Here is a 25,628-nt window from a genome sequence, read left to right on the forward strand (position 1 = left end):
CTCACTTTCTTAAACATTGCGTTGGAATAGAAACCCGAAAAACCGCGCCATTTTCCGGTGCTTCTACTTGTATTTGTCCATTCAGTTTTTGGACTATTTCTTTAACATGGGATAAACCGATTCCTGTAGCAGCTACTCCCTTTTCATTGAATTTTGTTGTATAACCTGGTTCAAAAAGAATAGGGATATCCTCTTTTTTTATGCCTATTCCTGTATCCTCAATAACGAAGCAGGTTTGTCCTTCTGCTTCATATAAGTGAATTTTAATAACACCTTTGCCTTCAATTGATTCAACGGCATTTGCTGCAAGATTATTTAAAAGCGCAAGCAAAGGGATATGCTTATCTGTTTCATAGTCTGAAGACAGCTTAAGCTGAAAGCTTATTGCTTTCTTTAAAAATTCCCCGTATTTTTCATTTGCCAAAATAACTAGCCGCAATAACTCGGAAAGGGTAAGACTCGTTTCCTTTTTCTGAGAAGTAACTTTCGAGATTCCTGCCAATACTCGCTGGGAGTCTTTTTTGACCTCATGGATTTCCTGGGCAATTTTCAATGCTTGAATACTTAATGACAGCTCTTCCTTCTTCTTTAATTTCTGGTAAAGTTCATAGCTTGATGCGGTTATCTTTTCAATATGATTCATTGATTTCTGCAAGTATAATGCTTCTGCATATAACTCTGAACCGACACCCAGCATTTCCTCTACTCGCTTTTTTTGTTCAGAAACAGTGATGGACGCAATTAACCCCGCAACAAAATAACTTCTGAATAAAGCTACTCCACTCATGAGTGCCCAGCTCCAAAAATCGACATTGATATTTGTTTCCATCTCATGACGAAGAAGCTGTTCAGCGCCATTACCTAGAAATTCAAAAAGAAAGGCCCATGCCCCCAAATGGAAGGGCATTGTTTTATATCTTTCCACTTTTATAAGATGAAAGCCAAAAGCATAGGTGAAATAAAAAAGAAAAGCAGGAATATGGCTAATTATGCTGTGGAAAAATAGCTCATCTCGAAAAACAACATCTTCCAATGTCCTAATAATTACAACTGTTAATCCTGTAATTGCCCCCGCCTTCAAAATGTTTTTAGGCAACCATATTAAAATAAGCATAAAAAAAGTAATACTGCCTAAACCGAAACGAAATGCTTCTCCTTGGAAAGGGACAACTTTTACTTCACTTGCTATTGTAGTAAAAATCGCGATAAGTGCCACTACTGCCCAATTAGATGGGGGTTTGCTGAAAAGTTTAGTTCCAAACATGGATATCTCCTAAAATATATCTAATTTATCTTTGAAAATGTTAATTATAGCATTCTCCAATATCTTTGCTGTTATTGCTATTATGGAATTTTTTTACGTCTCTGATTATGAAGGAGACATCCGTGTAACACTAAGAATATGAACCATAAGGAAGTGTAATTAATGGATTTTTACCAAGGGAAAGAAACACTAACTGCTATTGAATGGATACTCCGCGCCATTATTGCATTTATATTCTTAGTGATAATTGGAAGAATCTTAGGGCAGCGTACTATATCCCAATTACGGCTGATGGATTTTGTCATTGCATTGATGATTGGAAATATAGTTGCCCATCCTCTTTCAGATGAAAAACTAGGACTTAAAGGTTCCATGCTGACAACGCTCGTTCTTGCTGTCCTTTATCTCGGCGGAACAAAATTAATACTGAAATGGCAATGGTTTCAAAAAATAATCAACAAAGAGCCCATTGTAATTGTTCAAAATGGAGAAATCGTCTATAAAGGGTTGAAAAAAGCAAGAATCTCCATTGATGTCCTTCTTGAAGAACTGCGTGGAAAGCAAGTGGAAAACATAAAAAAAGTAGCATTAGCAGTCTGGGAGCCTAACGGAAATATGTCCGTGTTTCTTGAACCGTTATACGTACCTCTTACCCAAGCTTCTCTCCAAATGACAACAGCTTCTTTTGACCTGCCTAAAACGATTATACGGGATGGTCACATTTGTGAAAAGGAACTGGAAATACACGGAAAGAACGAAGAATGGCTAACGGACAATTTAAAAAGCTTATATCAAGCAGAGGTGAAAGACATCCTGCTTGCTACCATTGATAATAAGGATAACTTAACCATCTTCTTCTATAGATAAAGGCCAGCTTATACTGCCTTTATCTATCTTTATTTGCTCGCCTTATCCCTTCGGTACAGGTCACGGCTTTTAAATCCTGCACCTAATATGACCTTCATCTCTTCCCGTCTCTTCTCCTTTGTTGTCTCCTGCTTTGCACTATAAACATAGCGGGCCCAATCCTTTTTGTATCCAGGTGTAAGAGATTGATAAAACGCAAGCAGATTTGGATCATCCTTTAAGTCTTTTTCAATTTGTGCCATATCCTCTATATAATCATCCACACATTGACTCGCCTTTGTTGATGGTTTATTTTTTATTTTAGAGTCTTCCTTAAGGCCAACGACAGTAAATGTTTCATCCATGCCAACCATCCGACTGAATTTAATATTGCTGCTGCCGATAAATCCATCCGCATCCGCTCCAAGTCCGCCCAATATTTCATCACGATGGATATAGGTTGAGTAAAGCTTATTGCCCTTTTTTGGATAGGCAAAGAACAAGTAGCCGCCTTTGTTAAGATAGCTGTTCTTTACAACTTCCAAAGCAAGCTGTTTCATGGAATCCATATTAAATACGAAGGCAAATATCAAGTCGTAAGATTCCTCAGGCACCAGCTCTGTCCCATAATTTTTAAGCTCGTCCAAATACGCGCTATCTTGAGGCATATGCAGCACTGCTTTTTTTTCGTATTTATGTAAGTTAAGTTTATCTGTAATCGATTTAGCCACTGCTTTCTACACTCCTTACTTATAAGAATAAATACAATTAAACAAAAGAAGTGATGCTGCCCTCATTATAGGCAGCATCACTTCATATATGCAAGGCATTACAGATGTTTAAGTGCCGCAGTAAGTCTGGTACGGTGCTTTCAGCGCAGGCAGCTCTGCATACTCAGCCTGCTCTGGAGTATGCGCATATGGTTTGGTAATGACAGCCACAAGCTTCTCCATAACTGTGTAATCACCACGCTCAACCGCTGCCTCTAACGCTTCCTCCACCCGGTGATTTCTAGGAATAACAGCCGGATTACTTTTTCGCATCAGCTCATCTGATTGAGCCTTTGTTTCCTCCTGCCTGTTGAGCCTTTCCTGCCAGCGCTTATGCCACTGCTCGTATTCCTCGCTTACCAGCAATGCAGAATCATCCTTTTTAGAAAAGGTAAGTGTCAGGAATGTATTTGTGTAATCTGCTTGATATTTCTCCATTAAATCAAGAAGACTGTTAACTAAAGCTTCGTCTTCCTTCTCCTCATTAAAGATTCCAAGCTTTGCCCTCATTCCAGCAAGCCAATTCTCTTTATACATATCCATATAGCCTGATATTTTTTGCTGAGCCATCTCAAGTGCAACAGCATCATCTTCATGAAGGAGCGGCAACAGACTTTCTGCTAACCGGGCTAAGTTCCAGCCGCCAATTACCGGCTGGTTTCCATAAGCATAGCGGCCCTCCACATCAATCGAGCTGAATACGGTGTTAGGATTATAAACATCCATAAACGCACAAGGTCCATAATCAATCGTTTCGCCGCTGATTGTCATGTTGTCTGTATTCATGACACCATGTATGAAACCGACAAGCTGCCATTGAGAGATAAGCTTAGCCTGCCTCTTAATCACTTCCTCAAGCAAAGCCAGATATCGGTTCTCTTCTTGTTCCAGCTCAGGGTAATGTCGTTTAATTGCATAATCAGCAAGAGAACGAATATCGTCTACAGTTCCCCACTGAGCAGCAAATTGGAAGGTCCCAACACGAAGATGGCTTGCTGCCGTTCTCGTTAAAATGGCACCAGGCAGCCTTGTTTCACGAAGGATGCGCTCACCTGTTTTCGTTACCGCCAGACTTCTCGTTGTCGGGATTTCAAGCGCATGCATTGCTTCGCTGATAATATACTCCCGAAGCATTGGTCCGACTGCTGCACGACCATCCCCACCGCGGGAATACGGTGTCCGGCCTGAGCCTTTCAGCTGAATATCAATCCTCTCTCCAGCTGGAGTAATCTGCTCTCCCAAAAGGATGGCACGACCATCTCCAAGTCTGTTAAAATAGCCGAATTGATGACCTGCATAAGCTTGAGCCAGTGGATCTGCTCCGTCAGGACTGACATTTCCGGCGAAAACCTCTGCGCCCTCTTGTTTTTGAAGCTCTTGAACATTTAATCCTAAATCTGCTGCTAGTCTTTCATTGAAAAAGATAACCTTGGGAGCTGCTACTGGGGTCGGCTTTGTTCTAGTAAAAAACATTTCTGGCAGTTGAGCATAGCTATTATCTAAGTTCCATCCAGCTTCATTGCTTTTTGTCATGATATCTCCTTTTTAACGAAGTAATATTCTTTACTAATGTTTACATCCATACACTTATTATACTGTTAGCTAGGAGTGTTAGCTTTGATTCTGGCTTATTAATTGAAATAACTTACACGGATGCTTTATTCCTATAATTCACCCACCAAAGAGGCCGCCTTTTGGCAGCCCCCTTTTTTATGTTAGTTCGCGAAGAAATCCTTTAAAGGCTGGAAATCGTCTGTTAGCTGAACACGATTCGGCTCTGCCTGCATAAGCTGCTCAACCAGCTTTTCCAGCTCACTAATATTCTGTGTATCTGTATATTCAATGAAGTTTAGCCCATGAAGCCAGTCTGTATAGGAATGCTTTGCTTTGCCGTAACTATTACCGAATACTAAGCATGGGGTTTTGGTAATGATGGAAAAAATCATCGCATGTAATCGGTCTGTTATTACTATTTTGCTCGAACCGATTTTCTCGAGTGTTTTCAGAAAATACTTCTCTCGTTCATCATAATCAATCATATCTACTTCTGAGAGCACAGTATCTGTTCGCTCCACAGGACCCTTTTTTTCTGCCCATGCCATCAATTCAGTAATAAAATTCTCATCGGTCACTTTTTCCTTATCTGCCCTTAATATAAACAATACTCCATCTCTGTCCAGCTCTTTCGGCACGATATCAAGGGAAAGAACCATATCTGGTGTATAAATAACATTCGAATCAAATGTTTCTTTAACAACATCAAGAGTTTGTGACTCTCTTGCCGCAATCGTTAAATTTCGGTTTTGATGATAGGCATCTTGGGATTTTTTCTTTTCCTCATTACCTGCCTCGTTGTCTTCAAAATAAACAGATTGTGGAAGGGAAATGGTTTTATAGTCCTTAAATACTTCAAATACCTTCCGTCTGTCTTCTTCAATTTCCAAATACAGACTGCCGAGATTTCCTCCGCCTGTAAAGCAAACTATATCATCTTCCTTGATTATCTCTTTGACTAGCTCTATCCCTTCTTCTGTTGCATAATCCATAATTTCAATATACTCATAATAAGGGAAATGATTTTTTATAAACTTTTCCTCCGCATAAGCAATCGCCTGATCACCAATGTTTGTATAGCTTGGTGAACCGAATAAGAACACCTTTCTTTTGTCATTTAACAAAGCTTGCGAATCAACATTCGGTGCAATTCCCTTTACTAATTTTCCTGTTAAAGTTTCTGTATTCATTGTTGCTACCTCCAATCAAACAAGTTGCTCATAGAAGCTCTTTACCCTTTAAGGGAGGAAATATGCATTTTTTTAAGAGGTGTGCTTTACTCGTTTTGATAATATATTAGTAAAATGTATCTATTTCCGACTAATTTTATTTACTTTCAAAAAAAGGAATGTTTATAATTACAACTGGTTATTTAAATAGCTTTTTGATTATGGGTATTAATGTGATTAGATTAAGGCTTATTAGGGAAAAGAATGGTGAATGGATTGCTTTTCTCAACTGGCGGAACATATTTTAGAAGAATAATGTTCTCCGGTCTATTAGTCGTATAATCTTGACCATTTGTCCATATAATAAGCTATCAGATCATTCTATAACGATAAACATATATTGGAAGAAGGTAGAGGCATGGCTCATAATATCGCAATGGTAAATATCGGGCTTTTAATTATTCGCCTTGTAGTTGGCTTGACCTTTGTCGGGCATGGTGCCCAGAAGCTGTTTGGCTGGTTTGGCGGTACTGGCATCACTGGAACTGGAAACTGGCTGAAGACGATTGGTCTTGAAAAAGGGGCGAGAGTTTGGGCAACCTTGGCAGGATTGTTCGAGCTTATCGGCGGACTCCTGTTTGCTTCAGGTGCTCTTACATGGCTCGGAGCAGCAATGATTGTCATCGTTATGATTGATGCCATAATCGCTGTTCATGGCAAAAATGGCTACTGGATGACGGAAGGTGGATTTGAATACAATTTCGTCTTAATTGCAGTCGCTATTGGTGTAGCTTTAACTGGACCTGGTGACTACGTTTTATTCTATCAACCATAATACATAAAAAAGCTGGCAGCCGCCAGCTTTTTATTTATTACTCAATATGTTGAAGCCCCTTCTGTAAATCAAGCATTTCGTTGCGCAGCTGAGCAAAGCCTGCAACAACAGGAAGTTGCTTTTGTGCCGGCACCATATTATTCTCAATAGACACTGCCATTGTTTCCATGACATAAAGCCATTGAGCGAGCTCCTTCTCAGGAAAATCCTCTTTCTGCTCAGACTTTAAACATACAATTAAATAATGGCTAATCTGCTTTATAGAGAAAATGACAGGCCATAATGCTTCCAGCCTACTTTTGTTTATAAACACTTCCCCTAATGCCGACTGGTAAACTGTCATTAAGTTTGTAAGATTTGTCTGCATTTTACTTCTCTCTTTGCTGTTTGCATATTCAAGCCCTCTGTTTTCAGCAAACAGTGCCACCAGTAATTGACTTTGGCTTCTGATTGTTTTGGCAATAAAGTGATTCAATAAATTTGAAGCTGATTTCCTGCCAATCAGCAGTGCCCCAGCAAGACCAATAAGACTTCCGATTAAAATATCAGTGGCTCTTACAACTGCAAAATAGGAGTAATCAAACATTTGAGAAGAATATTCTGCCATAGTCAGAGCTGAAGCTGTAAAGAATATGGCAGCTAATCCATAATTACGAACAATAAACAGTTCTGTTAAAAAGGTCAGACAGAGGATAAGAAGAGCAACTATATAGCCATTATGGACCGTCAAGAGAATACTTCCTGCAATAAACAGACCAAGGACTGTTCCAATCATTCTTTGGACTGCGCGATGAAATGTCGCAATTATTGTTGGACCTGACATGACTGCTGCACAGGACAGTGGAATCCAATAAGCTCTTTCAAAAGGAAAAGCATAAGCAATAAGCGCTGCTATCATCAAGACTGCTCCATATTTTATGGAGGATAGAAATACAATAGAGTTCTTATCAAAGGCTCCTAAAAGTACTGTCCTTAAAGGTGGTTTCACTAGCTTTACGTCATGCTGTAACTTTTCAACTGTTCGATTAAGGATACTATTGGCCTCATTAATTTTATGTACTAATTCCTCGAACTCTTGATTCCTATAATCAGGAAAATCTAAATTATTGCTGCTTCTCCCAGAACCTATCATTGCGCAGATAGACTGCACCGCTGCACTAAATTCAGGTGGAATTTTAGTTTGTGTAGATATACTGGCAAGATGGGAATAAATTGCGTTGGCATGCTCATTTAATAGAAATAATTGATTCCACAATAATGTCGCCATCTTAGAAGAATAACCAGCAAACAGGACGGATTCCGCCTCGCTCAAAGCAGTAACAGCTTTATGCTTGGCATTATTAATACCACCTGTGCCGACAGCTTCCATTAATTCTGCAAGTGCACTATAAACTTTTTTCACCGCCTTTATTTCAGGGTCATGAGGCTGAAAGAACCAGCCAAACATTGCGATAGCCCACGATAAAGCACCTCCTAAAAATACAAAGCCTGCACGCATTAGAGCTAAAGACGGATCTACAGGCATGCCAGTTGCCATCGCAAAGCAAAGTACAAAAAACAGCGCAGATGGTCCGGTTATTTTCAGTGCACCAAAAGTAAAGACAGAAACGGCACCGATTATTCCCAGCATTAGCACAGACAAAGCTTGATATGGTGCTAATATGGTACCAATAAACACGGAAAATGTGATTCCTAACAGGGCAAAAAAGATTTTTTTTGCTCGCTGGACATATGGAATATCAAATACATATAAATAGGTGAATCCCCCTATTCCTGCCAGTAAACCATATTCAAAGCTGCCGAAAAGGACACCAATGAATACAGGCAAAGAAGCGGCCAAGCCGGCACAAAAAGCCTTCAGCCATGGAAATGGGTTTTTGCTCACCTTAAAGGATTGTTTAAAAACTGCAAACACCTTCTGAAAATAGATTTTAGAAGAAACTTTTTCATCAGAATTATTCATTTTTGCAAAACTCCTTTGTGTAAAAATACATATAGAAAGGATTATTAGAGGATTAAAGAGGTTATATTTAGTGTATCATAATGAGCGGCGAGCATATGGGTGAAAGCTTTGTGCCATGAGCTTAGTATTCCTTTTAACAGGAACGATATTCCAAAATAATAAGGAAAGACCACTTCAAAATGAAGAGGTCTTTCCTTATTTTATGCCTTTAATTTCGCTAGTTCTTTTGAAACTTCCTCATCACTGACATTTGTGAAGCTTGTTGCAGCAAAGCTGTTAAGCGGAGCTTTTGTAAAGCCTCCTGCTTGTACTTCCGCTTCCATAAACAGGATTTTCTCCTCCGCTCTTGTAATGCCTCTAACTACATTGTCTGCGTTAAAGGAACTTGACACCTGTTGGATTTGCTTAATTGATTTTGCCACATTTGCACGGGATGCCAGCAGAATCTTTTTATGCTGAAGCTCATTATATGTTACTTGCAGTTCATTGTACTTGTCTTTGAGGATAATTGTTTGCTCCTTTATTGCTTCTAGCTGCTGCTCATACACACTAAGCTGGTGCTCATGGTTGATTTTTTCCTGTACAGCAAGCCTCGCAATCCCTTCCTCTCCCTTTTCAAGAGCAAGCTTAGCTTGATGTGTTCGTTTTTCTATTAACTCTTTCGTTTGTCCAATTAGTGCTGCTTGTTTATTTTCTACGAATATTTGGCGGGATAGTGCTGCTTGCGCCTTGCCAAGCTCCTGCTCCATTTCCCTCGTATATTCATTTAACATTGCTATTGGATCTTCCATATTATCCAGCAATCCGTTAATATCAGCACTTGCCATTGTTTTTATTCTTTTAAAAATACCCATTTTATAGTCTCTCCTTTGAGTTTGTGTTATTTTTTTCCCATTCATCTAAGATAGAAGCATTATTAACGTTCACTGACGGTTTAGGTGTACTCATAGCTGATGTATTAATGAAGTGCTCAACAGATGATGATTGTGATTTCTTTTTGAAAAGTTTAATCACAAATGTGATCACTGCAGCTGCTATGATTACGAAGAATAAAATGCCCAGCCAAGAAAAACTCGGTTCATGGTGGAAACCACCCATCATTTGGCCATGACCAAACCCGCCTTGTCTCATGCCTCCGCCGAATCCATAACCGTGTGCAAGTGCGGCGGCCCCTCCAATCAGATTTTTGATGATGCTAATTGCCAATAGGATGGAGGCAATTAACACACCCCAGAAAATACTTTTTTTAACTCTAGCATTCATTGTTTTCTTTCCACCTTTCCTGTTGATAGTTTGTAGTTTAATAGTCTTTGGTGAAAAGTCGGTGAAAGCAAAAAAGAATGTAAAAGTTTTTTCCGTTGATAGACAGGAGCAACGAGCTACTATTTAAAAATAATTATTTTTACCGATATATTACATGTAAATAATTCCTAATAGTTCGGACACATTTAATTTTCACAGGGGTGGTATACATGAATATTTTTGCAAAAAAACAAAAAGCAAGCAGTTTAAGAGAGGCTGCTGAGCAGGAACGGGACAATGTTTTAATAGATATAAAAAAAGAAGCTAATCTTCTTAAGCAGCTGGAAGTAATTAATCTCACATTAGACGATTTAGCAGTAGCAAGAGTACTGCAGCCCTTCATTCGAGAAAATATTGAGGCCATCTATAATCCTATTTATCATCATGCTAATCCAGGCATACGCAAGGTAGTGGACATGACTTCAATCGGTGTAGACTTGGCTGGATGTCAAGAATATGTAATTGGCTTTTTTGATGGAATCATAGATGACCAATTCGCAGAACGAAGAATGAACATCTCAAAATATTATTTAGCGGTAGGTGTAGAGGCTCGTTGGTATCTTTGTACAAATGCTGTCTTTGTTAGCACCATTCTTGACCTTCTAAAGGAAGTTTATAAAGATGATGTAGACAGCCTTATCTTAGCTGCTAATGTCACTACAAAAATTTATAATCTGGAGCTGCAGCTGTGCCTTTCTTATCTACAAGAGCTGCAAAACGAAGCTTCTGCGAAGAAGGAAATGGAAGCAAAGCAGCAAGTAAAAGAAACAATTGGGTCTATTACAGAGGAGCTTGCAGCAATGTCAGAGGAAGTTGGCGCATCTGTTGCCGATGTGGTTGTCCGCTCTGAAAACATGAAAACAGAACTGGATGAAGGCTTGAAATCCTCTATCATTACATCCGAATCTTCTATAAAAGGAAGAAAGCAGCTCGATCAAGTTATAGAAGAAACGGTGGCATTGAAAGATAGTGTCAATGAAATTAAGACTAGTGTAGGTTCACTTGAAGCTAACTCAAGGGAAATTGGTGATATCGTGGCCGTAATTACATCCATTGCAGAGCAAACAAATCTTCTTGCTCTAAATGCTGCCATAGAAGCTGCAAGAGCTGGGGAACATGGAAAAGGATTTTCTGTCGTAGCAGCAGAGGTAAGAAAACTTGCTGAGCAGACTAAATTATCTTCAAGCAATATTACTAATTTAGTTCTTTCTACTACAAAGCAGATTGAAGATGTGGTGAAACAAATAAATGAAGTAAACTCTAAAACCTTATCAGCCAATCAGAATGTTCAAGAGACAGTGAACAGCTTTGATGAAATTCTGTCAGCAAGCATCGTAAGCACCGAAAAAAATGAGCAAAACAATAAAGAAATGAGTAATTTCTCTAATATTTTAAAAGAAATTGGCGAAGCCGGCTCTAAAGTAGCTGAACTGGCAGATGATTTAAACCAGACAATGCAAGGGTATTAATCTATATAAACAAAAGGAATAAATCAGCAGACGAATAATTGACTTTTATTCGTCTTTTCCCTTTCTCTAAGCTTGTGCGTCATTCAGCTTCTCAAATATCTTTAACATCTGTAATCGTTCTTCTTCTGTCAGTTTTTCAAACAAGTTTCGGCGGAGCATTTGCCCTTCTTGGTGGGCTTTAACTACTATCTCACTGCCTTTATCTGTAATTCCTAAATAAATGATTCGGCGATCCGTTTCATCTACAATTCTTATGGCCAATCCTTTGTGCACTAGTTTTTCTGATAAATGTGTCAAGGTGGGCGGAGTCAAACCTAGAGCCTTCGCAATATCAGATGGACGGCTATTTCCCTTTTTCTCCAGATGGCTGAGAACAAGAATATGGGATATGCCAAGATCCTCATTAAACATTTTATTCCACTGAATGATTAAATTATTTGTAACCTTGTCCATGTTATGAATAATCTCGAAAATAGTTTGTTCTTCCATCAATCATATCCCTGCTTTCGATAAGTGTAAAAGCTCCTGAATTTATTCAGGAGCTCTCTTATCATACATTACTACTGAGCTGAGAATCCACCGTCAATCACTAATTCTGCACCTGTAATGTAATCCGAGTCGTCTGAGGCAAAGAACAATGCGGCTTTCGCGATATCGTTAGGCTGTCCCAGCCGTTGAAGAGGTGTTGCCTGGATTAATCGGTCAAGCAATTCTCTAGAAGTGCTCAAGGACTGTGTCATTGGTGTTTCAATGATGCCCGGAAAAAGTGCATTTACACGTACACCATCATGTCCAAAGGTTGTAGCCGCTGCTTTAGAGAAAGCACGAACTGCCCCTTTAGATGCAGAATAATGATTAAAGCCTTGACCAATTTGAGCTGTATAGGATGAGATATTGATAATAGAACCTTTCTTTTGAGCTGCCATGTATGGAGCAACATGCTTAATCCCTGCAAAAGGACCATATCCATTAATGGAAAGCATTTTATGCCAGTCTTCAAAATTAATATCCTTATACATTTTTTCAGAAGAAATACCCGCATTATTTACGAGAATATCAATCTTTCCAAACTTGGTTATCACTTCTTTCACCAACGCTTGCCAATTTTCATCGGAAGCTACATTTAATTTCAGCCCATACACATTTTCCTTTTGGCTTACCTTTTCTAGTGCTGCCTCATTAATATCTGCAGCAATTACCACCGCACCTTCTTGCTGGAATAAATCGACCATGCATTCACCAATGCCTGATGCTCCACCAGTGATGATTGCTACTTTATTTTCTAATCTTCCCATCTTTATATACACTCCTAACTGTCATTCGTTTTTTATTTAGACATCTAAATATTATTTCTAATCTTCTTTAACAGCGGAGATTAACTGCCTCCGTATTATTATTTAGATATCTAAATAATAGACATCTAAATAATAACAGAATGACTTTTCTTCAGCAATTAATTTAAACTAGCCAAATAAAATGAAGAGAGCCTGCTTAAATGAATGCAGGCTCTCCTCTAAATTAAGCAGAAAGGTATTTATCTCCTCTTAAACTTGGAGTCTTCCAAATTTCCACCCACTTCTTAATGGCTGCCACTACAATTATAATTCCGAGAATAAGCATAATAATCGACAAAACACCGTTGACGACATTATAACCAGCCGCTTCTGGATTCAAATAGACATTAGTAATCATCCAGTAGCCTGCCACATTTACTGTAGCAAAAAGATAAGCAAGCGGGATAAGACATGTAAGCATATAAGAGCGTTTATCAGCTATTTTCAAGATAACAGTAGCTCCAACAATTAAGCCAATTGATGCCATCAGCTGGTTAGACACACCAAATAATGCCCAAACAGAACCGATATCCCCTGAATACAATAAGTACCCCCAAGCTACACATGCTAATGCACTGGCAAAGATATTTCCAGGCATCCAATCGACCCTTTTCAGCGGCTTATAAACTTCACCGAAAAAGTCTTGAATTAAATAGCGGGCCACACGAGTACCAGCATCAATAGCGGTTAAAATGAATACCGCTTCAAACATAATAACAAATTGGAAAAAGTGCGGTGCTAAATTATCAAACCAAGGAATGCTGGTGAAAATATAGGTCATTCCGACAGCTAACGAAACAGCCCCTCCCGTTCTGCCTTCCAAATCCAGACCAATTTCCTGGCTCAATTCTGGCAAATGAACGGCAGACATTCCTAATGTTTTAAAAACCTCTGGTGTTGAGTTAATGGCAAAATAATCTCCTGGATGCAGGGAAACGGCTGCAATCAAAGCCATAATTGCTACTAAGCATTCAACAAGCATGCCGCCGAACCCGACTATTTTTATATCCTGCCAGCGATCAAGCATTTTCGGAGTCGTTCCAGAACCTACGAAGGCATGGAAACCGGATATGGCACCACAAGCAATGGTGATAGAAATAAACGGCCAAACAGGTCCTGCAATGATTGGACCGCCGCCGTGAATAAATTCAGTAAAGGCAGGCATTTGTACATCTGGATTTATAATGAACACACCGATAATTAAAGCGATAAAAACACCAATTTTCATAAAGCTGCTTAAATAATCCCTTGGAGCCAACAGCAGCCATACTGGCAGAGCAGCTGCAAAAAAAGCATAAATCGGCAGGATGATTGCCAATGTTTTTGAGTCGAATGTCAAGAACTCTCCTAATGCAGTCTCTTGGATAGAGGGACCGATAAAAACACCGATCATAAGGAGAATAAAGCCCACTGTGCTGGCCAGCTTTAAATTTCCTGTCTTTTTATAAAATAAACCAACACCCATCGCAATCGGAATAGTGATACCTACTGCAAATGTTCCCCACGGATTTCTCTCAAGAGCATGAAGGACAACCATTGAAAGACCTGCCATCGTAATTGTAATAATGAACAGCATGGCAAGTCCTGTACAGAAGCCGGCAACTGGACCTAGCTCCTCTTTGGCAACCTCGGACAAAGACTTTCCTTGCTTACGCATGGAGGCCATAAGCACAACTGCATCATGAACCGCTCCCCCGATAACTGCCCCAATTAACAGCCAAAGCAGTCCTGGCAAGTAACCAAATTGAGCAGCCAAAATGGGACCAACAAGGGGGCCAGCTGCCGCAATTGCCGCAAAATGGTGCCCAAAGGTAACCCACTTATTTGTCGGCACATAATCCTTCCCATCATTGAGCTCATGAGCAGGAGTCTTTTTTCTTTCTTCCATTTCCTTTAGCTTCATTACCTTAACCGCCATGAAAGTACCATATAAACGATACGCAATCATTAAGAAACACATCGTCCCAATTACAATCGTAATTGCATTCATTTCATTTCAGCCTCCTTCAGTAATTATTGCTATTACATGTATATACTACCTTATAGTAAACGTTTTCATTTTTTATTTCAATATCGAGTATTGTCATATTTTAGGGATTAGGACAAACGGACTTAAGACTGCTAAGACAGAATAACTAATCAACAAAAAAAGGCCCTTTTAAAGCGCCTTTTTTCAGAAACTCTTATTCTAACCATAGATTTTGCAGTGCTACTCGGTCTGCTGCAGTCAAGTTCAATTCCTTCTCAAAGTAAATGTCCATGTTTCCATAAGTATCCTCAATAACCGTAAATACTGCTTGTAAATATTCTTCTTTCGCCGCCATCATTACATCAAACAACAAGAGTTCTTCCTCTGTCAGCTGTCCAGACAGCTCTGCTTTGATTATTTCCTGGAATTCTCGCATGGTTTCGTTTGTAATTAAGTAATCCTCTATGATTGTTTCTTTAGGAACACCCAATGCTGATAAAATCAAAGCAGCTCCTACCCCAGTCCTGTCCTTGCCTGCTGCACAATGATGAACAATCCCTAGATTTTCAGGGTTTTGGATAACTTCGAACAATCTTTTGTAGGAAGAATTATTTAAGGTCATTTTTCCGTACATTTCAGCTAATCCAGTTATATTTATATTTTTAAATAATTCACTTTTTACTATATCCTCCATTGATTGAACAAGCCCCTGTACTTCTCCAGCAATTGCAGGAATTCTCTCGTTTATGATTCCCTCTATAACAGGATCTGGTTTGACGGAAGCTTCCCCATCATCACGATAATCAAATATATACTTTATTCCCAGTGTGCTGAAAATCTCTTTATCTCTTTCCGTCATTCCCGTCAATTCGGCTGAACGGTAAAACACTCCATATTTAACTGTTCTTCCATCCGTGGTTTTATATCCACCCATATCGCGAAAATTGCGGATTCCTTCAAATGGAATAATTCTGCTTTTTGGACTTGCTGTTACTCCTTGTTTCTCCATTTACAACTACACCCCTTCTTTTAGCTTAATTGGCTTGCTCCAACATCTCTTGCTCTTTTCCTTCATAAAGGTATTTAATCATTGCATCTGTTAATTCACTTGCCTCTCCATCAAAGATAATGGTGCCTGCTTTTACTGCTACAATTCTAGTTGCATATCTTTTGGCCACATCGACTTGATGGAGGTTTACTAAGCAGGCAATTCCTTGCTCCTTACAGTTTTTATAAATAGCGTCCATCACAACAGTTGATGATTTAGGATCTAGGGAAGCGATTGGCTCATCTGCCAAGATAAGCTCAGGATTTTGCGCTAAAGCACGGCATACGCCAACGCGCTGTTTTTGGCCACCTGACAGCTCGTCCGCCCGCTTGTAAATTTCAGCTTCTAATCCTACCTTTTCAAGGAGCATGATTGCCTCCCTTTTATCCGCTTCCTTATAGCGGTTAAAGACTCCTGCCAGTGAACCCATATATCCTAATCGGCCATGAAGAACATTTTCGAGGACACTTGATCGGTAAATCAGGTTATAATGTTGAAAAATCATGCCCATTTTTGATCTGATTTTTCTCAATTCATTTTTATTTACTTTTTCAATATGCTGATTATGGAACTCAATCGTCCCTTCTGTCGGTTCAATTAAACGATTGATACTGCGCAGTAAAGTTGATTTTCCAGCACCGCTTGGTCCAATTACGGCTATAAATTCCCCTTTTTTCACCTCAAGATTAATATCTTTTAACGCTAATGTGCCGCCATTATATGTTTTTGCTAGATTCGTAATTTTAAGGATGGTTTCCATCATATTCCTCCTAATTAGACATGCGCTTGCGAATTTGAGTTGTCATGAATTCAAGCATAAACATTGTGATAAAGACCATTACTATTCCTAAGCTTAGACTGCTGAAATCATAGAAGGATATATATCCTTGAATTAATAGTCCTATACCGCCAGCACCAACCATTCCCAAAATAACAGATTCAGCTACATTCATTTCAAATCGAAAGGCTGTAATAGCCAGAAAGCTAGTGAGAAGTGTAGGAATTAAGCCTCTAAAAACAATATGCCACCATGTTGCCCCAACTGATTGCAGTGCTTCAATTGTTTCTTGGCCCACTTCTTCAATTTGAGCAGAAAAGGATTTCACTAAATAAGAGCAGGTTGGAAAAATAAGACCTAACACACCTGCCATCGTTCCAAACCCAATGCTGGCTACAGCAATTAAGACCCACACAGTTGCTGGGATAGCACGGATAACCATAAAGAGGAAACGGAGCAGCATTCCAAAGTATCTGTTCGGAGTAGTGTTTCTTGCTGCGAGAAATGCAAGTACAGCTGCAAAGATAATACTAAGAACAAGACTTAAAAAGGCTGTTACTAAGGAAACTACCATTTCACTTGCCAGCTCAGGAAATTCGGCAAAAGACATTTGCAGCATCATAGACAGAACAGATGGAATTCTTGCTACTCCCTCTTGAAACTGGGAGAAGCTTATATCTATCTGAAAAACACAAACAATAAATAGGATACCGACTGTTGTGAAAAAGTATTGTTGCTGCCTCTTAGTCTGTTTATGTGCTATTGGTATTTTTTTCTTCGTTAGCATACTTTCTTTCATTACTAATGTATTAGGGATCGGCATTTGGCTTTTTGACATGTTAAATTAATCTCTCCCTTACCCGGTTTGTTACAAACTCGACCATTAAAATCAGGATGACCATTATGGCAATGACGGTAGAGGTTTTGCCATATTGAAACAAATCCATCGTTTGCTTTAAGATGCTTCCCATTCCCCCTGCTCCTACCAGCCCAAGAATGGCGGAAGCGCGGATGTTAATTTCGAACATAAACAGCGTCCATGAATAAAAGCCCGGCAGGAACTGCGGAATAATTCCATGTTTAATCTTTTGGAAATAGGAAGCACCACAAGCATCAAGAGCCTCGATGCCTTCCTTGTTCAGCTCTTCAATCGATTCTGCATAGACACGGGATAAAAAGCTTGTCCCAAACAAGACTAGCGCAAACAGCCCTGGCATTGTTCCAACCCCAAATATTACTACCAAAATAGATGCCCATACTAAGAAGGGAATATTTCTTAAAAAGGCAATTATCCCTCTGAAAAACAGCCGAACAGCTGAATGCGGCGTCGTATTGTGCGCCATACAAAATCCAATGACAATGCCCAGTACGGAAGACAAACATGTTGTCACTACCGCAAAAATAAGTGTATCGACAACAGGACCAAGGTATGTGCTCAGATCACTAATATTCGGTGGAAAAAAATCTGTAAATAAAAACTGAAAAAATAAAGGGATGCTTTGGATTAGCTCAAATATATCCATTTCTACAAACCAAACGGAAAAAGCAATCAGGATGGCGAAGAATATAAGGGACAATGTCCCTTTCATTTTGCGCATTTCAGCTGTTTTCAGCGCAGGGTTATTGTGTGCTGGCATATCAGTTCCTCCTTAGCTTTCCAATAGTTGCTCAGGACTTAAGTTAAGCATTTCAGCTATATCACGCAATTGGTCATAATCACTATCAGATGCTTCCATAAACTTTGCATTTTCCGTACCCAAAATATTTTTAAAATACTGCGGATCATCGTAGCTCAATAAAAACTCTTTAATATTGTCTTTCATTTCTTGATCTAAGCCGCTTCTTACTGCAAATGGTGCTCCAACAGGAATTGCTTCAGACTCTGCAATAACACGGTAGGAACCTTTTTCAATTATTCCTTTTTCCTCAAGCATTGCCGGCATCATCGCAGAAACCCCGGCAGCATCATATTGGCCGCGCACAACACCTATAAGGGCCTTATCATGTCCTCCAGCGAATTGCACGCTTTTAAAGAAACTTTTTTCCAGTTCCTCTACACCAATGCCCAGCTCTTTAACAATCGTTGATTTAGGAAGCAAATGCCCTGTTGTGGATACTGGATCAGCAAATCCAATTGTTTTGCCTTCCAAATCGGCAATTGTTTGAATGTCTGAATCTTTAGGAACAACAATAACAGATGGCGCCTGTCCTTCTAATTCTGGATTATTTAGATTAGCAATAAGCTCTGCATCTGCTCTTTCCTCCGCAACTATGTAGGAGAACGGACCAAACATAGCCATATCTGCTTTATTATTCTTCATCGCTTCGATTGCAGCATTATAGCTGTTGGCCTGATAAGCCTCCACTTTAACGCCAATTTTTTCAGAGAGTTCCTTTTCAAAATTACTGTATGTTTTTTGCATTTGTTCATCAGACTCCTGTGGCAGATAAGCAATAACAAACTTATCCTTTTTTGCAGAACCTGACGAACTGCTTGTCCCACAGCCAGCTAAAATCCCCGATATGATAAGCATGAACACTAAAAATGAAAGAAGTTTTTTCATCATTTCCTCCTGAAATTATCGATTTTTTTCCTGTATGGCCACATCTTTATTTTTATAAGGACTAAGAACATCACTTCAAAAAACCGGAAAGAAAACCTCCTTTGAATGCAACTTGTATACAACTTGAATGCAATAATAGAATAACGCCTTAACGTAAAGTCCATATTAACGAACTATTAAGTTAATGTAAGTAAATCACTTAGCTTTTGTTTGTTGCGGTTGCATAAAGTATCAGGTAAGATAAGTGTGCAATCCTATTTTGAAAGGAAATGGAAATATGTCCTCCTTAGTTGACATCGCCTACAACAAAATCAGGGAAAACATTATGACTGGTATTTATATGCCTGGATCCCTTTTATCAGAAAATGAACTAGCTGAACTGCTGAACATGAGCCGGACACCTATTAGAAGTGCCATCTCCCGTTTAGAAACAGAAGGGTTCGTCTCCTCACTAAAAAACAGGGGCATTTTCGTAAAAGAAATATCTTTCAAAGAAATGTTAGATGTAATGGAAGTATTCCTATTTTTAGAAGAGTTTTCCGTGGATTCCGTTAAGGAAAAAGGCCTCACCTTTAATATAGAAGAATTAAAAACCCATTTAGATCAGCAACTTGAAGCGGAAGAAAGAGATGATTATCCTTCCTATGTGCACTCATCCATGATGTTCACACGAAGTATGATCACTTCAGCTAATAACCACAGAATGCTGCAAATCATGGATTCTGTTAAGGATAAGCTTATTCATTTCGGCATTATCAATTGGAAGCTGACACCTCATCAAAAACATTACTCTGCCAATCTACTAAACAAGGCTATTTATGAAGCGGTTTGTGCCGAGAATTATGCGGAGGTCAAGCGGTTATGTAAAGAGGCTTATGGGAGAAATCGGGAACGATTTATTCGATCTGGAATTCAGTAAAATCAGGAAACGGCCGTTGTTGCGGCTGTTTATTTTTATTTTGGAACAAACAAAAAGAAAAGCTATTCTAGCTTCTCTTGTACGGCACTTTTTAGTTTTACCCATTAACCTTCAGCTTTCTCTTTAATCGAATTGCTACCATTTCAAGCAGAATGGCAACGGCTAAAATAAATTACGTTATTGCTTCTATTTCTCTAATATCCAGATAGAAATTGCTGGCCATAAACATATCAAATCCAATACCACCTGCTCAGCTGCTAATGTAATGATGAAAAAATAATAAGCCCAGCTAAGCTTATTATTTTTTGTTGTAGTATTCTTAAAGAAGAAAATATAATTCATGTATTATATTGTTATAAAAGTAAAAGAAAATAATATCTACGATTTTAGAATTAAAGCAACTTACCTCTACTGTTACATATTCTTTAAATTCTCAATCCAACTGTTATAACAATCAAATAAGTTAGATTGAAAGAAGTCATAATGTCTTCTATTTAAAAATGCTTCGTATTTAATATCTAACAGAGCATTTTTCACTTCATTTGTTTGAAATTTTAAGTCGTTATTGTCAAATAACATATGATTTTCGGATATTATTGTTTCTATTTCTGCAATAAGATAAATGGCATTATCGATTATGGTATACCACTCATCATTTTTTGAAATTGGACGTTCAGACATAACAAATTCTAGCTTAGGAAATAGTTCAGAATGTCTCAGCTCTATAAGTTTAACAATTCGTTCTTTAACATTACTTTCAAATAGTTTATTTCCACACATGTTAATATTAATGAGGAATCTCTCGTTATCTATTTGATAGACAACAGCATTATTATTTAAATAGGAGCTTATTTTTTCTAAATCATACAAATTGGATCCATAACAAATTATATTGCCATGCTTACTTATTAATCTATTGCATTCGGAAATTACCGTTTCTACTGATTTACTAACGGAATCAACATTTATTAAAATAAATGAAAAATAGTTCTCAGCAAGAAAATCCATATTAAAATCTTCACCTATAAAAAGTGGAATTATATTCTCCAATGGATGTTCAACCGATTCTTTACTTTGAAAAACTTCGTAAAGTTTATTTTCACTTCCGAAAAAGGTAATTATTTCAGCATAGGTTTTGCTGAAAACACTTCCTCCGATAGTTAGTAACGATGATTTTTTGTTCGTACTTGATAAATTCTTAAATATTTGGGAAAGTATTAAAATAGTTTCTGCTTTAATAATACTTGATACATTAACACCATTTATTAATTCAATTAATTGATAGAAGATTTGAATTTGTTTTTCTACAGCTAAAGAAGATATATTTTGATATCTATCTTCAAAATCATAGACAATATCCCCCTCGAATAATAACTTATTGTTAGAAAGGGTTATTTTTCTATCAAAAAGGGTTATTTCTTTACTTTTTTCCATATATTATTTCCCCTACTGGCATATTTAAAAGGTTATCAAGCTTATATACCATTTTTTCATAATTAAAAAATCTATCTTGATACTCCTGAATATCAAAACAACCTCTTTCAAAGTAACTTTCATCATTGCAAACTTCTAAAAGAACATTTGATAATTGCATTATATTATTAATTTCAAAGCTTTTACCACACTGCCCCCAATTAGTTGCCTCATTCACAGCATCAATGTCACTACAAATAATATAACAGCCATTCCTCGCAGCCTCTACCCAAACGTTAGGTGTACCTCCTTCAAAAATTGATGTCAAAGCAAATATCTTAGCTTTTCTATATTCATCCTCAAGAACATCTTTATCTAGTATCTTTCCTGTAAAGATAATTCTCTCTTTTAAGAATGGATATCTTTTGAAAAAATTCTCAATAAATGGTTTAAAAGAATCCTCAATGTTTCCTATTAACTTTACTTTCCATTGTGGAAGAGAACTAGCTATTCGTCTAAAAGATTCCAATAAAATCTCATTTGCCTTTTGATTTGTTCCTATTCTTCCAACCGTCAAAATAGTATTTTCTTTTTCCAAGTAATCGATTGTTCTCCTTTTAATACCAGGAGTACCATTAGGTATATAATCAATTTTATATGGCCACTTTCTAGATAAATGCTGCTTTAACTTTTTAGATTCAACAGTTATTACATCACAATTACCAAGGAATGATTTATAATTACTATCCCGAAATGGAATTCTGTCTTCCCAGTAAATATTAGCATCTAATTTCAAGATAACCTTACCATCAGGTCGAAGACTTTTATAATGAGAAACCATCTTACTATGTGAAGGATATGCTCCAAAGCAAAACATAACATCTATCTTTTTATAATTCTCAGAAATGTAATCACAGCAAAATTCCACCCATTCGGTTATATCAATTGGGGTACCCAGTATTTCCATTTTCAAGCCCTCTAACCGTTCTAGGTAGGTATACTCTTCCTTTTTTGCTGTAACTATCACAGCATTGTAACCCAGATATTTGTGAAACATATAAGGTATAAGACAACAGTCTTTCATCAGCTGTTCATTACTATAATATATATAGGGTGAAAAGTTATAAATTCCTTTTAAATTATTCATTTAATGCCTTCCTTACTACTTAAATCTTATACTTTTTTAATATCCTATATTATATTACAAATAATACTAAGTAAATAGATGAACTGTATTACTCCTAAATTTTTTTTATCCTTTGACTAAATGAGTGCTAATCTTAAAGATTAAAGGCAGAAAAGTACTACTATTGTTGGGAAAGTATTTTACTAGTAGCCCAGAATAGCAACATACTGATTTTGCAGCGCAAATCTATTATTTGACCAGCCTAAAGTATTCAGCACATAACCTAAAGAATCGGCATTATATCTGCCTGCGACCTTTTGATAGGCTAATAGTTCATAAACATTATTTAAATCAAAATCTACAGGATACAAACCGCTTAAAGGATTTACAAAACCAGTGATAGGACTCTTCAATTTACCATTAGGATCATAAATTTCATTTAAATAATCTGCATCTCTTGTTGAGATATCGATTATATAATTTTGATTATTAAACTTGCTGAAAATCTTCACTTTATAATGATCTAAATACGTAACCTCGTACTGGTATTGTTCATTATAGACATTGAAATCAAATAACAGTTTTGCAGTATTCCCTTCCAAAGAATATATATAATGATACATAATTCCACCGCTGCCGCCGGTGGCAATACTTATAAAAATATCGTCGATGCCATCTCCAGTGAAATCTCCTAAAAATAACACAGGATTGTAGCCTGCATTTTCACGTAGGGAAACACTTATTACATGGCCAGTTCTTCCATCTTGAACATGAAGCGTAATATTTTGAATAAATGGACTGTCTGCTGTCTTCGTTCCAGTTAAATAGACATTATCAGGCATTCCATCCCCATTAACATCACCACGTGCAAAGGAAACAACTTCCGGCTGATTAACCCCAGTCCTATAATAATGATACATAATATCCCTCTTTTCAGCTTGGCGATTCCTTATATATCCCGTTTTTACTTCGTTCCTACAGTCTATGGTGTTTGATGACAATAGAGTCTGTACGATAAAATATATCTCCTAAAATAACGAAACTAAAAGGAGGCAAATGTCTCCTTTTAGTTTCGTTTATTAATATTAAATTCACCTCTTCTATATAATGTATAGACGAATATAAAATGAGGTGAAATTGTGTACCATTTCAAACCTGTTTCTAATGAAGTTCGTTTAGCTCAAAAAACATTTAAAACCTATAAAAAGACGAAAAAGCTTATTTTAGGAGCGATTTTTGCTTGTATAGCAGCTGTTCTCCAATCTGCGGGCGGCTTTATTCCCGGAATAGGCTATCTTTTAAGCCCCCTTGCCACAGCACCTATTCTGTTATATTCGATGCTTTCTACTCCATTTGGAATTCTGGCTTATTTTCAAACAATTTTATTGCTATTCATCCTTCAGCCAACAGAACTGATTGTATTTCCTTTTACAACAGGATTATTAGGGCTTGGCATTGGGGCAGCCTTTTACTTCTTTAAACACAGATTAAGTATTATTGCTGCTGGAACTTTGTCTTTAATGCTAGGCATAAGCACTCTGTTGTTTTTACTGCACTATCCTATTCTAGGGCCAGCCTTCTCAAACTCCCTTTCCTATCTTACTATTGGCCTTATTTTTTTCTGTTGCTTCCTTTACAGCTGGATATGGGTCGAAATTGCCTTAATTATTTTTAAACGATTAAAAGTGTTTGCTAGCTAGCTATATAAGGTTATGGAATTATTTCAAAAACAGTGCCTTGGTTATAATCAGCTACCTTCATAGACCCATATACCCCTAAATATAAGGTAGTTTGATTTAGATTTGATCCTAAGCTAACATAGTATGCTGACTGCGGCCCAAAGTCATAATTAATATCAATCACGTGAAAGTCATTTTGTTTCCCATCTGGTCTTGCACTTGTATATGCTAAAGCACCTCTTTTACGTGCAGAGTTCTTCCGCATAACATCAGTAAAGATAACTCTTCCCGTTAAACTAGGAATTTCATTTCCTAAGTATGGCTGAACTCCAGTTAGTGCTGTTCCACTAAATTTATCCGGTCTAGGGTCTTGATGAAAGTAACTGGTTAAAGGCGGAAGTCGACTCCCTGAGAGTGTCACAGCTTCCTTATAAAAGCTCCATATTTGCTCCTTAGTTTCTGGGTTAATCGTACAATCTCTTATAATGGATGTAGGAAAATCTCCTTCCCAACCCCGCCAGCCGAAATTTATCAGTCCTTTTTGGCTTGATTTGATATTTCTATCATAAGCTTTAACAAGCTGAGTAACCGCTATTGGCTTATAATGGACAAATGCAAAAATAGACTCTACCAAATCTTGTCCGACATTTCCTGCATATTTAATAAACTGATGATAATAACTTTGAAATGAAATACCTGTTATATTTCGAACTCCTTTTGCCATAACAGTGAGCATCTCCTGAATGTCTGAAGGCAGTTCATGAAAACGAGTAACGACAGGTTGATTATTGGTAGATGTATACTTATTTATATCCATTTCAATAATTTTACCGGCGATTTCCATATCATCTTGACTTAAATTATATGGTTCATAACCTGATCCACCATCCCCAGTTGTTAAAATAAGTTTGCCTGTTTCAGGTGAAAAGTTTAAGCTGTTGACACCATTATGATTTGAAAAAGGCCTTCTTAAGTTAAGCAATGTCCGTCTTTTTTTAGGTTGGCGACTAGATTGTAAACCCCATTCTTCTACCTTATCTATATGGTCATACTGAGATTCTCGATTCGTCCACCTTAACTTTAAAGTTTCAGGCTTGCATGGGTCAGGTTTAAAATCTTCTAGTTGAACACCTGGCCCCTGTGTTCCAGCTGCAGAATAATGAAGGTAAAACAAACCGTTATACCTAAAATTAGGATGAAAAGCTAGCCCAAGCAATCCTCTTTCATCATATCCGCCACTAGTGCCTAATTGTATGATGAGCGGGCGAATATCTAAAAAAGTGTTAATCCTCCCGTTACCCACATAAAAGATTTCTCCTACCTGGGTTGCAATAAATAAACTTTCAACAGAATCACCTGGAAGTACAGCTGTTTTCATTACAGTGGGCAAATTTATCTTACTTACAATCGGGCGTAAACCAACTTTAACTTTTTTCAACTGCTTTGACCTCCCCCCATTTTCTTTTATAAGAATATGTTTTGAGCTGTTTTATAAGTACTAAATTAAGATGGGAGATTTTATGAGAAAAAGGATCGCACTTAGCTACCTCCTCTAAACAAAAAAAATGAGTTCGATATATACCGAACTCATTTTAACCAAGCTGTTTAATGAAACTAAGCACTAAT

General features: G+C 37.7%; 24 protein-coding genes and 1 pseudogene. 5 read left to right on the top strand and 20 right to left on the bottom strand.

The genetic code is table 11. From position 1 onward, the window contains the following. Position 1: 1 nt before the first annotated feature. A complete protein-coding gene (locus L8T27_RS19065; RefSeq protein WP_233316081.1) occupies positions 2–1,264 on the bottom strand; it encodes an ATP-binding protein in 1,263 nt (420 codons plus the stop codon). A 162-nt stretch (positions 1,265–1,426) separates the two neighbouring features. Between L8T27_RS19065 and L8T27_RS19070 the strand changes: the two genes are divergently transcribed. Beyond that, on the top strand, positions 1,427–2,131 hold the full coding sequence (locus L8T27_RS19070) for a DUF421 domain-containing protein (protein ID WP_237942136.1): 705 nt from the start codon (positions 1,427–1,429) through the stop codon (positions 2,129–2,131). 29 nt (positions 2,132–2,160) lie between these two features. Here L8T27_RS19070 and L8T27_RS19075 read toward each other — a convergent pair whose 3' ends face one another. The 3 genes from L8T27_RS19075 to L8T27_RS19085 all read right to left on the bottom strand — a co-directional run bounded on the left by L8T27_RS19075 (position 2,161) and on the right by L8T27_RS19085 (position 5,624). Next, positions 2,161–2,841 carry a YdeI/OmpD-associated family protein gene (locus L8T27_RS19075; protein ID WP_233316083.1) on the bottom strand — a complete coding sequence of 227 codons (681 nt, stop codon included), beginning with the start codon at positions 2,839–2,841 and terminating at the stop codon, positions 2,161–2,163. A gap of 108 nt (positions 2,842–2,949) precedes the next feature. Further along, complete coding sequence (locus tag L8T27_RS19080) at positions 2,950–4,413, bottom strand: protein adenylyltransferase SelO (protein ID WP_237942138.1); 1,464 nt, start codon at positions 4,411–4,413, stop codon at positions 2,950–2,952. A 182-nt stretch (positions 4,414–4,595) separates the two neighbouring features. Next, the gene (locus L8T27_RS19085; protein WP_237942140.1) at positions 4,596–5,624 is read right to left on the bottom strand and encodes a polysaccharide pyruvyl transferase family protein; all 1,029 of its coding nucleotides are present in this window, start codon (positions 5,622–5,624) and stop codon (positions 4,596–4,598) included. A gap of 415 nt (positions 5,625–6,039) precedes the next feature. On the opposite strand from L8T27_RS19085, the gene L8T27_RS19090 reads away from it, so the two are divergent. Next, complete coding sequence (locus tag L8T27_RS19090) at positions 6,040–6,438, top strand: DoxX family protein (protein ID WP_233316164.1); 399 nt, start codon at positions 6,040–6,042, stop codon at positions 6,436–6,438. A gap of 37 nt (positions 6,439–6,475) precedes the next feature. Here the strand turns inward: L8T27_RS19090 and L8T27_RS19095 are convergent, their stop codons facing one another. The 3 genes from L8T27_RS19095 to L8T27_RS19105 form a co-directional block, all read right to left on the bottom strand. Continuing rightward, positions 6,476–8,401, bottom strand: coding sequence for an FUSC family protein (locus L8T27_RS19095; RefSeq protein WP_237942142.1), 1,926 nt, complete (start codon positions 8,399–8,401; stop codon positions 6,476–6,478). 200 nt (positions 8,402–8,601) lie between these two features. After that, complete coding sequence (locus L8T27_RS19100) at positions 8,602–9,255, bottom strand: PspA/IM30 family protein (RefSeq protein WP_233316087.1); 654 nt, start codon at positions 9,253–9,255, stop codon at positions 8,602–8,604. Between the two features lies 1 nt (position 9,256). Beyond that, entirely contained in the window at positions 9,257–9,664 is a 408-nt protein-coding gene (locus L8T27_RS19105; RefSeq protein ID WP_237942144.1) for a hypothetical protein, read from the bottom strand. A 209-nt stretch (positions 9,665–9,873) separates the two neighbouring features. Between L8T27_RS19105 and L8T27_RS19110 the strand changes: the two genes are divergently transcribed. Continuing rightward, positions 9,874–11,172, top strand: coding sequence for a globin-coupled sensor protein (locus L8T27_RS19110; RefSeq protein WP_237942146.1), 1,299 nt, complete (start codon positions 9,874–9,876; stop codon positions 11,170–11,172). 66 nt (positions 11,173–11,238) lie between these two features. Here L8T27_RS19110 and L8T27_RS19115 read toward each other — a convergent pair whose 3' ends face one another. The 8 genes from L8T27_RS19115 to L8T27_RS19150 all read right to left on the bottom strand — a co-directional run bounded on the left by L8T27_RS19115 (position 11,239) and on the right by L8T27_RS19150 (position 18,868). Further along, on the bottom strand, positions 11,239–11,661 hold the full coding sequence (locus L8T27_RS19115) for a MarR family winged helix-turn-helix transcriptional regulator (protein WP_233316165.1): 423 nt from the start codon (positions 11,659–11,661) through the stop codon (positions 11,239–11,241). 71 nt (positions 11,662–11,732) lie between these two features. Then, complete coding sequence (locus L8T27_RS19120) at positions 11,733–12,467, bottom strand: SDR family NAD(P)-dependent oxidoreductase (RefSeq protein WP_237942148.1); 735 nt, start codon at positions 12,465–12,467, stop codon at positions 11,733–11,735. 223 nt (positions 12,468–12,690) lie between these two features. Beyond that, positions 12,691–14,496 carry a carbon starvation CstA family protein gene (gene cstA / locus L8T27_RS19125; RefSeq protein WP_233316091.1) on the bottom strand — a complete coding sequence of 602 codons (1,806 nt, stop codon included), beginning with the start codon at positions 14,494–14,496 and terminating at the stop codon, positions 12,691–12,693. Positions 14,497–14,689: 193 nt separating this feature from the next. After that, a complete protein-coding gene (locus L8T27_RS19130) occupies positions 14,690–15,484 on the bottom strand; it encodes a tyrosine-protein phosphatase (RefSeq protein ID WP_233316092.1) in 795 nt (264 codons plus the stop codon). Between the two features lie 25 nt (positions 15,485–15,509). Next, positions 15,510–16,283 carry a phosphonate ABC transporter ATP-binding protein gene (gene phnC, locus L8T27_RS19135; protein ID WP_237942360.1) on the bottom strand — a complete coding sequence of 258 codons (774 nt, stop codon included), beginning with the start codon at positions 16,281–16,283 and terminating at the stop codon, positions 15,510–15,512. Between the two features lie 10 nt (positions 16,284–16,293). Next, positions 16,294–17,139: a PhnE/PtxC family ABC transporter permease gene (locus tag L8T27_RS19140; RefSeq protein ID WP_237942149.1), complete on the bottom strand. Its 846-nt coding sequence runs from the start codon at positions 17,137–17,139 to the stop codon at positions 16,294–16,296. Between the two features lies 1 nt (position 17,140). Beyond that, a complete protein-coding gene (gene phnE, locus L8T27_RS19145) occupies positions 17,141–17,938 on the bottom strand; it encodes a phosphonate ABC transporter, permease protein PhnE (protein ID WP_237942151.1) in 798 nt (265 codons plus the stop codon). Between the two features lie 12 nt (positions 17,939–17,950). Further along, entirely contained in the window at positions 17,951–18,868 is a 918-nt protein-coding gene (locus L8T27_RS19150; RefSeq protein WP_237942153.1) for a phosphate/phosphite/phosphonate ABC transporter substrate-binding protein, read from the bottom strand. Between the two features lie 274 nt (positions 18,869–19,142). Here L8T27_RS19150 and L8T27_RS19155 point away from each other — a divergent pair, with 274 nt between their 5' ends. Beyond that, on the top strand, positions 19,143–19,784 hold the full coding sequence (locus tag L8T27_RS19155; protein ID WP_233316098.1) for a GntR family transcriptional regulator: 642 nt from the start codon (positions 19,143–19,145) through the stop codon (positions 19,782–19,784). 97 nt (positions 19,785–19,881) lie between these two features. Here the strand turns inward: L8T27_RS19155 and L8T27_RS19160 are convergent. The 4 genes and pseudogenes from L8T27_RS19160 to L8T27_RS19175 form a co-directional block, all read right to left on the bottom strand. Next, positions 19,882–20,034 (bottom strand): annotated as a pseudogene (locus tag L8T27_RS19160) (phosphonate ABC transporter permease); the annotation flags it as partial. Positions 20,035–20,198: 164 nt separating this feature from the next. Further along, complete coding sequence (locus tag L8T27_RS19165; protein ID WP_237942155.1) at positions 20,199–21,218, bottom strand: hypothetical protein; 1,020 nt, start codon at positions 21,216–21,218, stop codon at positions 20,199–20,201. Beyond that, positions 21,205–22,344: a glycosyltransferase family 4 protein gene (locus L8T27_RS19170; RefSeq protein ID WP_237942157.1), complete on the bottom strand. Its 1,140-nt coding sequence runs from the start codon at positions 22,342–22,344 to the stop codon at positions 21,205–21,207. Before L8T27_RS19170 ends, L8T27_RS19165 begins: the two co-directional genes overlap by 14 nt. 182 nt (positions 22,345–22,526) lie before the next feature. Next, the gene (locus tag L8T27_RS19175; RefSeq protein ID WP_237942159.1) at positions 22,527–23,243 is read right to left on the bottom strand and encodes a VCBS repeat-containing protein; all 717 of its coding nucleotides are present in this window, start codon (positions 23,241–23,243) and stop codon (positions 22,527–22,529) included. 219 nt (positions 23,244–23,462) lie between these two features. On the opposite strand from L8T27_RS19175, the gene L8T27_RS19180 reads away from it, so the two are divergent. Further along, complete coding sequence (locus tag L8T27_RS19180) at positions 23,463–24,023, top strand: YybS family protein (protein WP_233316100.1); 561 nt, start codon at positions 23,463–23,465, stop codon at positions 24,021–24,023. Positions 24,024–24,033: 10 nt separating this feature from the next. Here the strand turns inward: L8T27_RS19180 and L8T27_RS19185 are convergent, their stop codons facing one another. Further along, the gene (locus tag L8T27_RS19185) at positions 24,034–25,440 is read right to left on the bottom strand and encodes a PQQ-dependent sugar dehydrogenase (RefSeq protein ID WP_237942160.1); all 1,407 of its coding nucleotides are present in this window, start codon (positions 25,438–25,440) and stop codon (positions 24,034–24,036) included. Positions 25,441–25,628 lie beyond the last annotated feature (188 nt).

Source organism: Niallia sp. Man26, assembly GCF_022049065.2.
GTDB lineage: Bacteria > Bacillota > Bacilli > Bacillales > Cytobacillaceae > Niallia.

What these genes read in the sequence shown, in the direction of transcription:
- L8T27_RS19065 (WP_233316081.1), bottom strand. Translation starts at nt 1,264, where the DNA reads ATGTTTGGAACTAAACTTTTCAGCAAACCCCCATCTAATTGGGCAGTA.
- L8T27_RS19070 (WP_237942136.1), top strand. Translation starts at nt 1,427, where the DNA reads ATGGATTTTTACCAAGGGAAAGAAACACTAACTGCTATTGAATGGATA.
- L8T27_RS19080 (WP_237942138.1), bottom strand. Translation starts at nt 4,413, where the DNA reads ATGACAAAAAGCAATGAAGCTGGATGGAACTTAGATAATAGCTATGCT.
- L8T27_RS19085 (WP_237942140.1), bottom strand. Translation starts at nt 5,624, where the DNA reads ATGAATACAGAAACTTTAACAGGAAAATTAGTAAAGGGAATTGCACCG.
- L8T27_RS19090 (WP_233316164.1), top strand. Translation starts at nt 6,040, where the DNA reads ATGGTAAATATCGGGCTTTTAATTATTCGCCTTGTAGTTGGCTTGACC.
- L8T27_RS19095 (WP_237942142.1), bottom strand. Translation starts at nt 8,401, where the DNA reads ATGAATAATTCTGATGAAAAAGTTTCTTCTAAAATCTATTTTCAGAAG.
- L8T27_RS19100 (WP_233316087.1), bottom strand. Translation starts at nt 9,255, where the DNA reads ATGGGTATTTTTAAAAGAATAAAAACAATGGCAAGTGCTGATATTAAC.
- L8T27_RS19105 (WP_237942144.1), bottom strand. Translation starts at nt 9,664, where the DNA reads ATGAATGCTAGAGTTAAAAAAAGTATTTTCTGGGGTGTGTTAATTGCC.
- L8T27_RS19110 (WP_237942146.1), top strand. Translation starts at nt 9,874, where the DNA reads ATGAATATTTTTGCAAAAAAACAAAAAGCAAGCAGTTTAAGAGAGGCT.
- L8T27_RS19115 (WP_233316165.1), bottom strand. Translation starts at nt 11,661, where the DNA reads ATGGAAGAACAAACTATTTTCGAGATTATTCATAACATGGACAAGGTT.
- L8T27_RS19120 (WP_237942148.1), bottom strand. Translation starts at nt 12,467, where the DNA reads ATGGGAAGATTAGAAAATAAAGTAGCAATCATCACTGGTGGAGCATCA.
- cstA (WP_233316091.1), bottom strand. Translation starts at nt 14,496, where the DNA reads ATGAATGCAATTACGATTGTAATTGGGACGATGTGTTTCTTAATGATT.
- L8T27_RS19130 (WP_233316092.1), bottom strand. Translation starts at nt 15,484, where the DNA reads ATGGAGAAACAAGGAGTAACAGCAAGTCCAAAAAGCAGAATTATTCCA.
- phnC (WP_237942360.1), bottom strand. Translation starts at nt 16,283, where the DNA reads ATGGAAACCATCCTTAAAATTACGAATCTAGCAAAAACATATAATGGC.
- L8T27_RS19140 (WP_237942149.1), bottom strand. Translation starts at nt 17,139, where the DNA reads ATGTCAAAAAGCCAAATGCCGATCCCTAATACATTAGTAATGAAAGAA.
- phnE (WP_237942151.1), bottom strand. Translation starts at nt 17,938, where the DNA reads ATGCCAGCACACAATAACCCTGCGCTGAAAACAGCTGAAATGCGCAAA.
- L8T27_RS19150 (WP_237942153.1), bottom strand. Translation starts at nt 18,868, where the DNA reads ATGATGAAAAAACTTCTTTCATTTTTAGTGTTCATGCTTATCATATCG.
- L8T27_RS19155 (WP_233316098.1), top strand. Translation starts at nt 19,143, where the DNA reads ATGTCCTCCTTAGTTGACATCGCCTACAACAAAATCAGGGAAAACATT.
- L8T27_RS19165 (WP_237942155.1), bottom strand. Translation starts at nt 21,218, where the DNA reads ATGGAAAAAAGTAAAGAAATAACCCTTTTTGATAGAAAAATAACCCTT.
- L8T27_RS19170 (WP_237942157.1), bottom strand. Translation starts at nt 22,344, where the DNA reads ATGAATAATTTAAAAGGAATTTATAACTTTTCACCCTATATATATTAT.
- L8T27_RS19175 (WP_237942159.1), bottom strand. Translation starts at nt 23,243, where the DNA reads ATGTATCATTATTATAGGACTGGGGTTAATCAGCCGGAAGTTGTTTCC.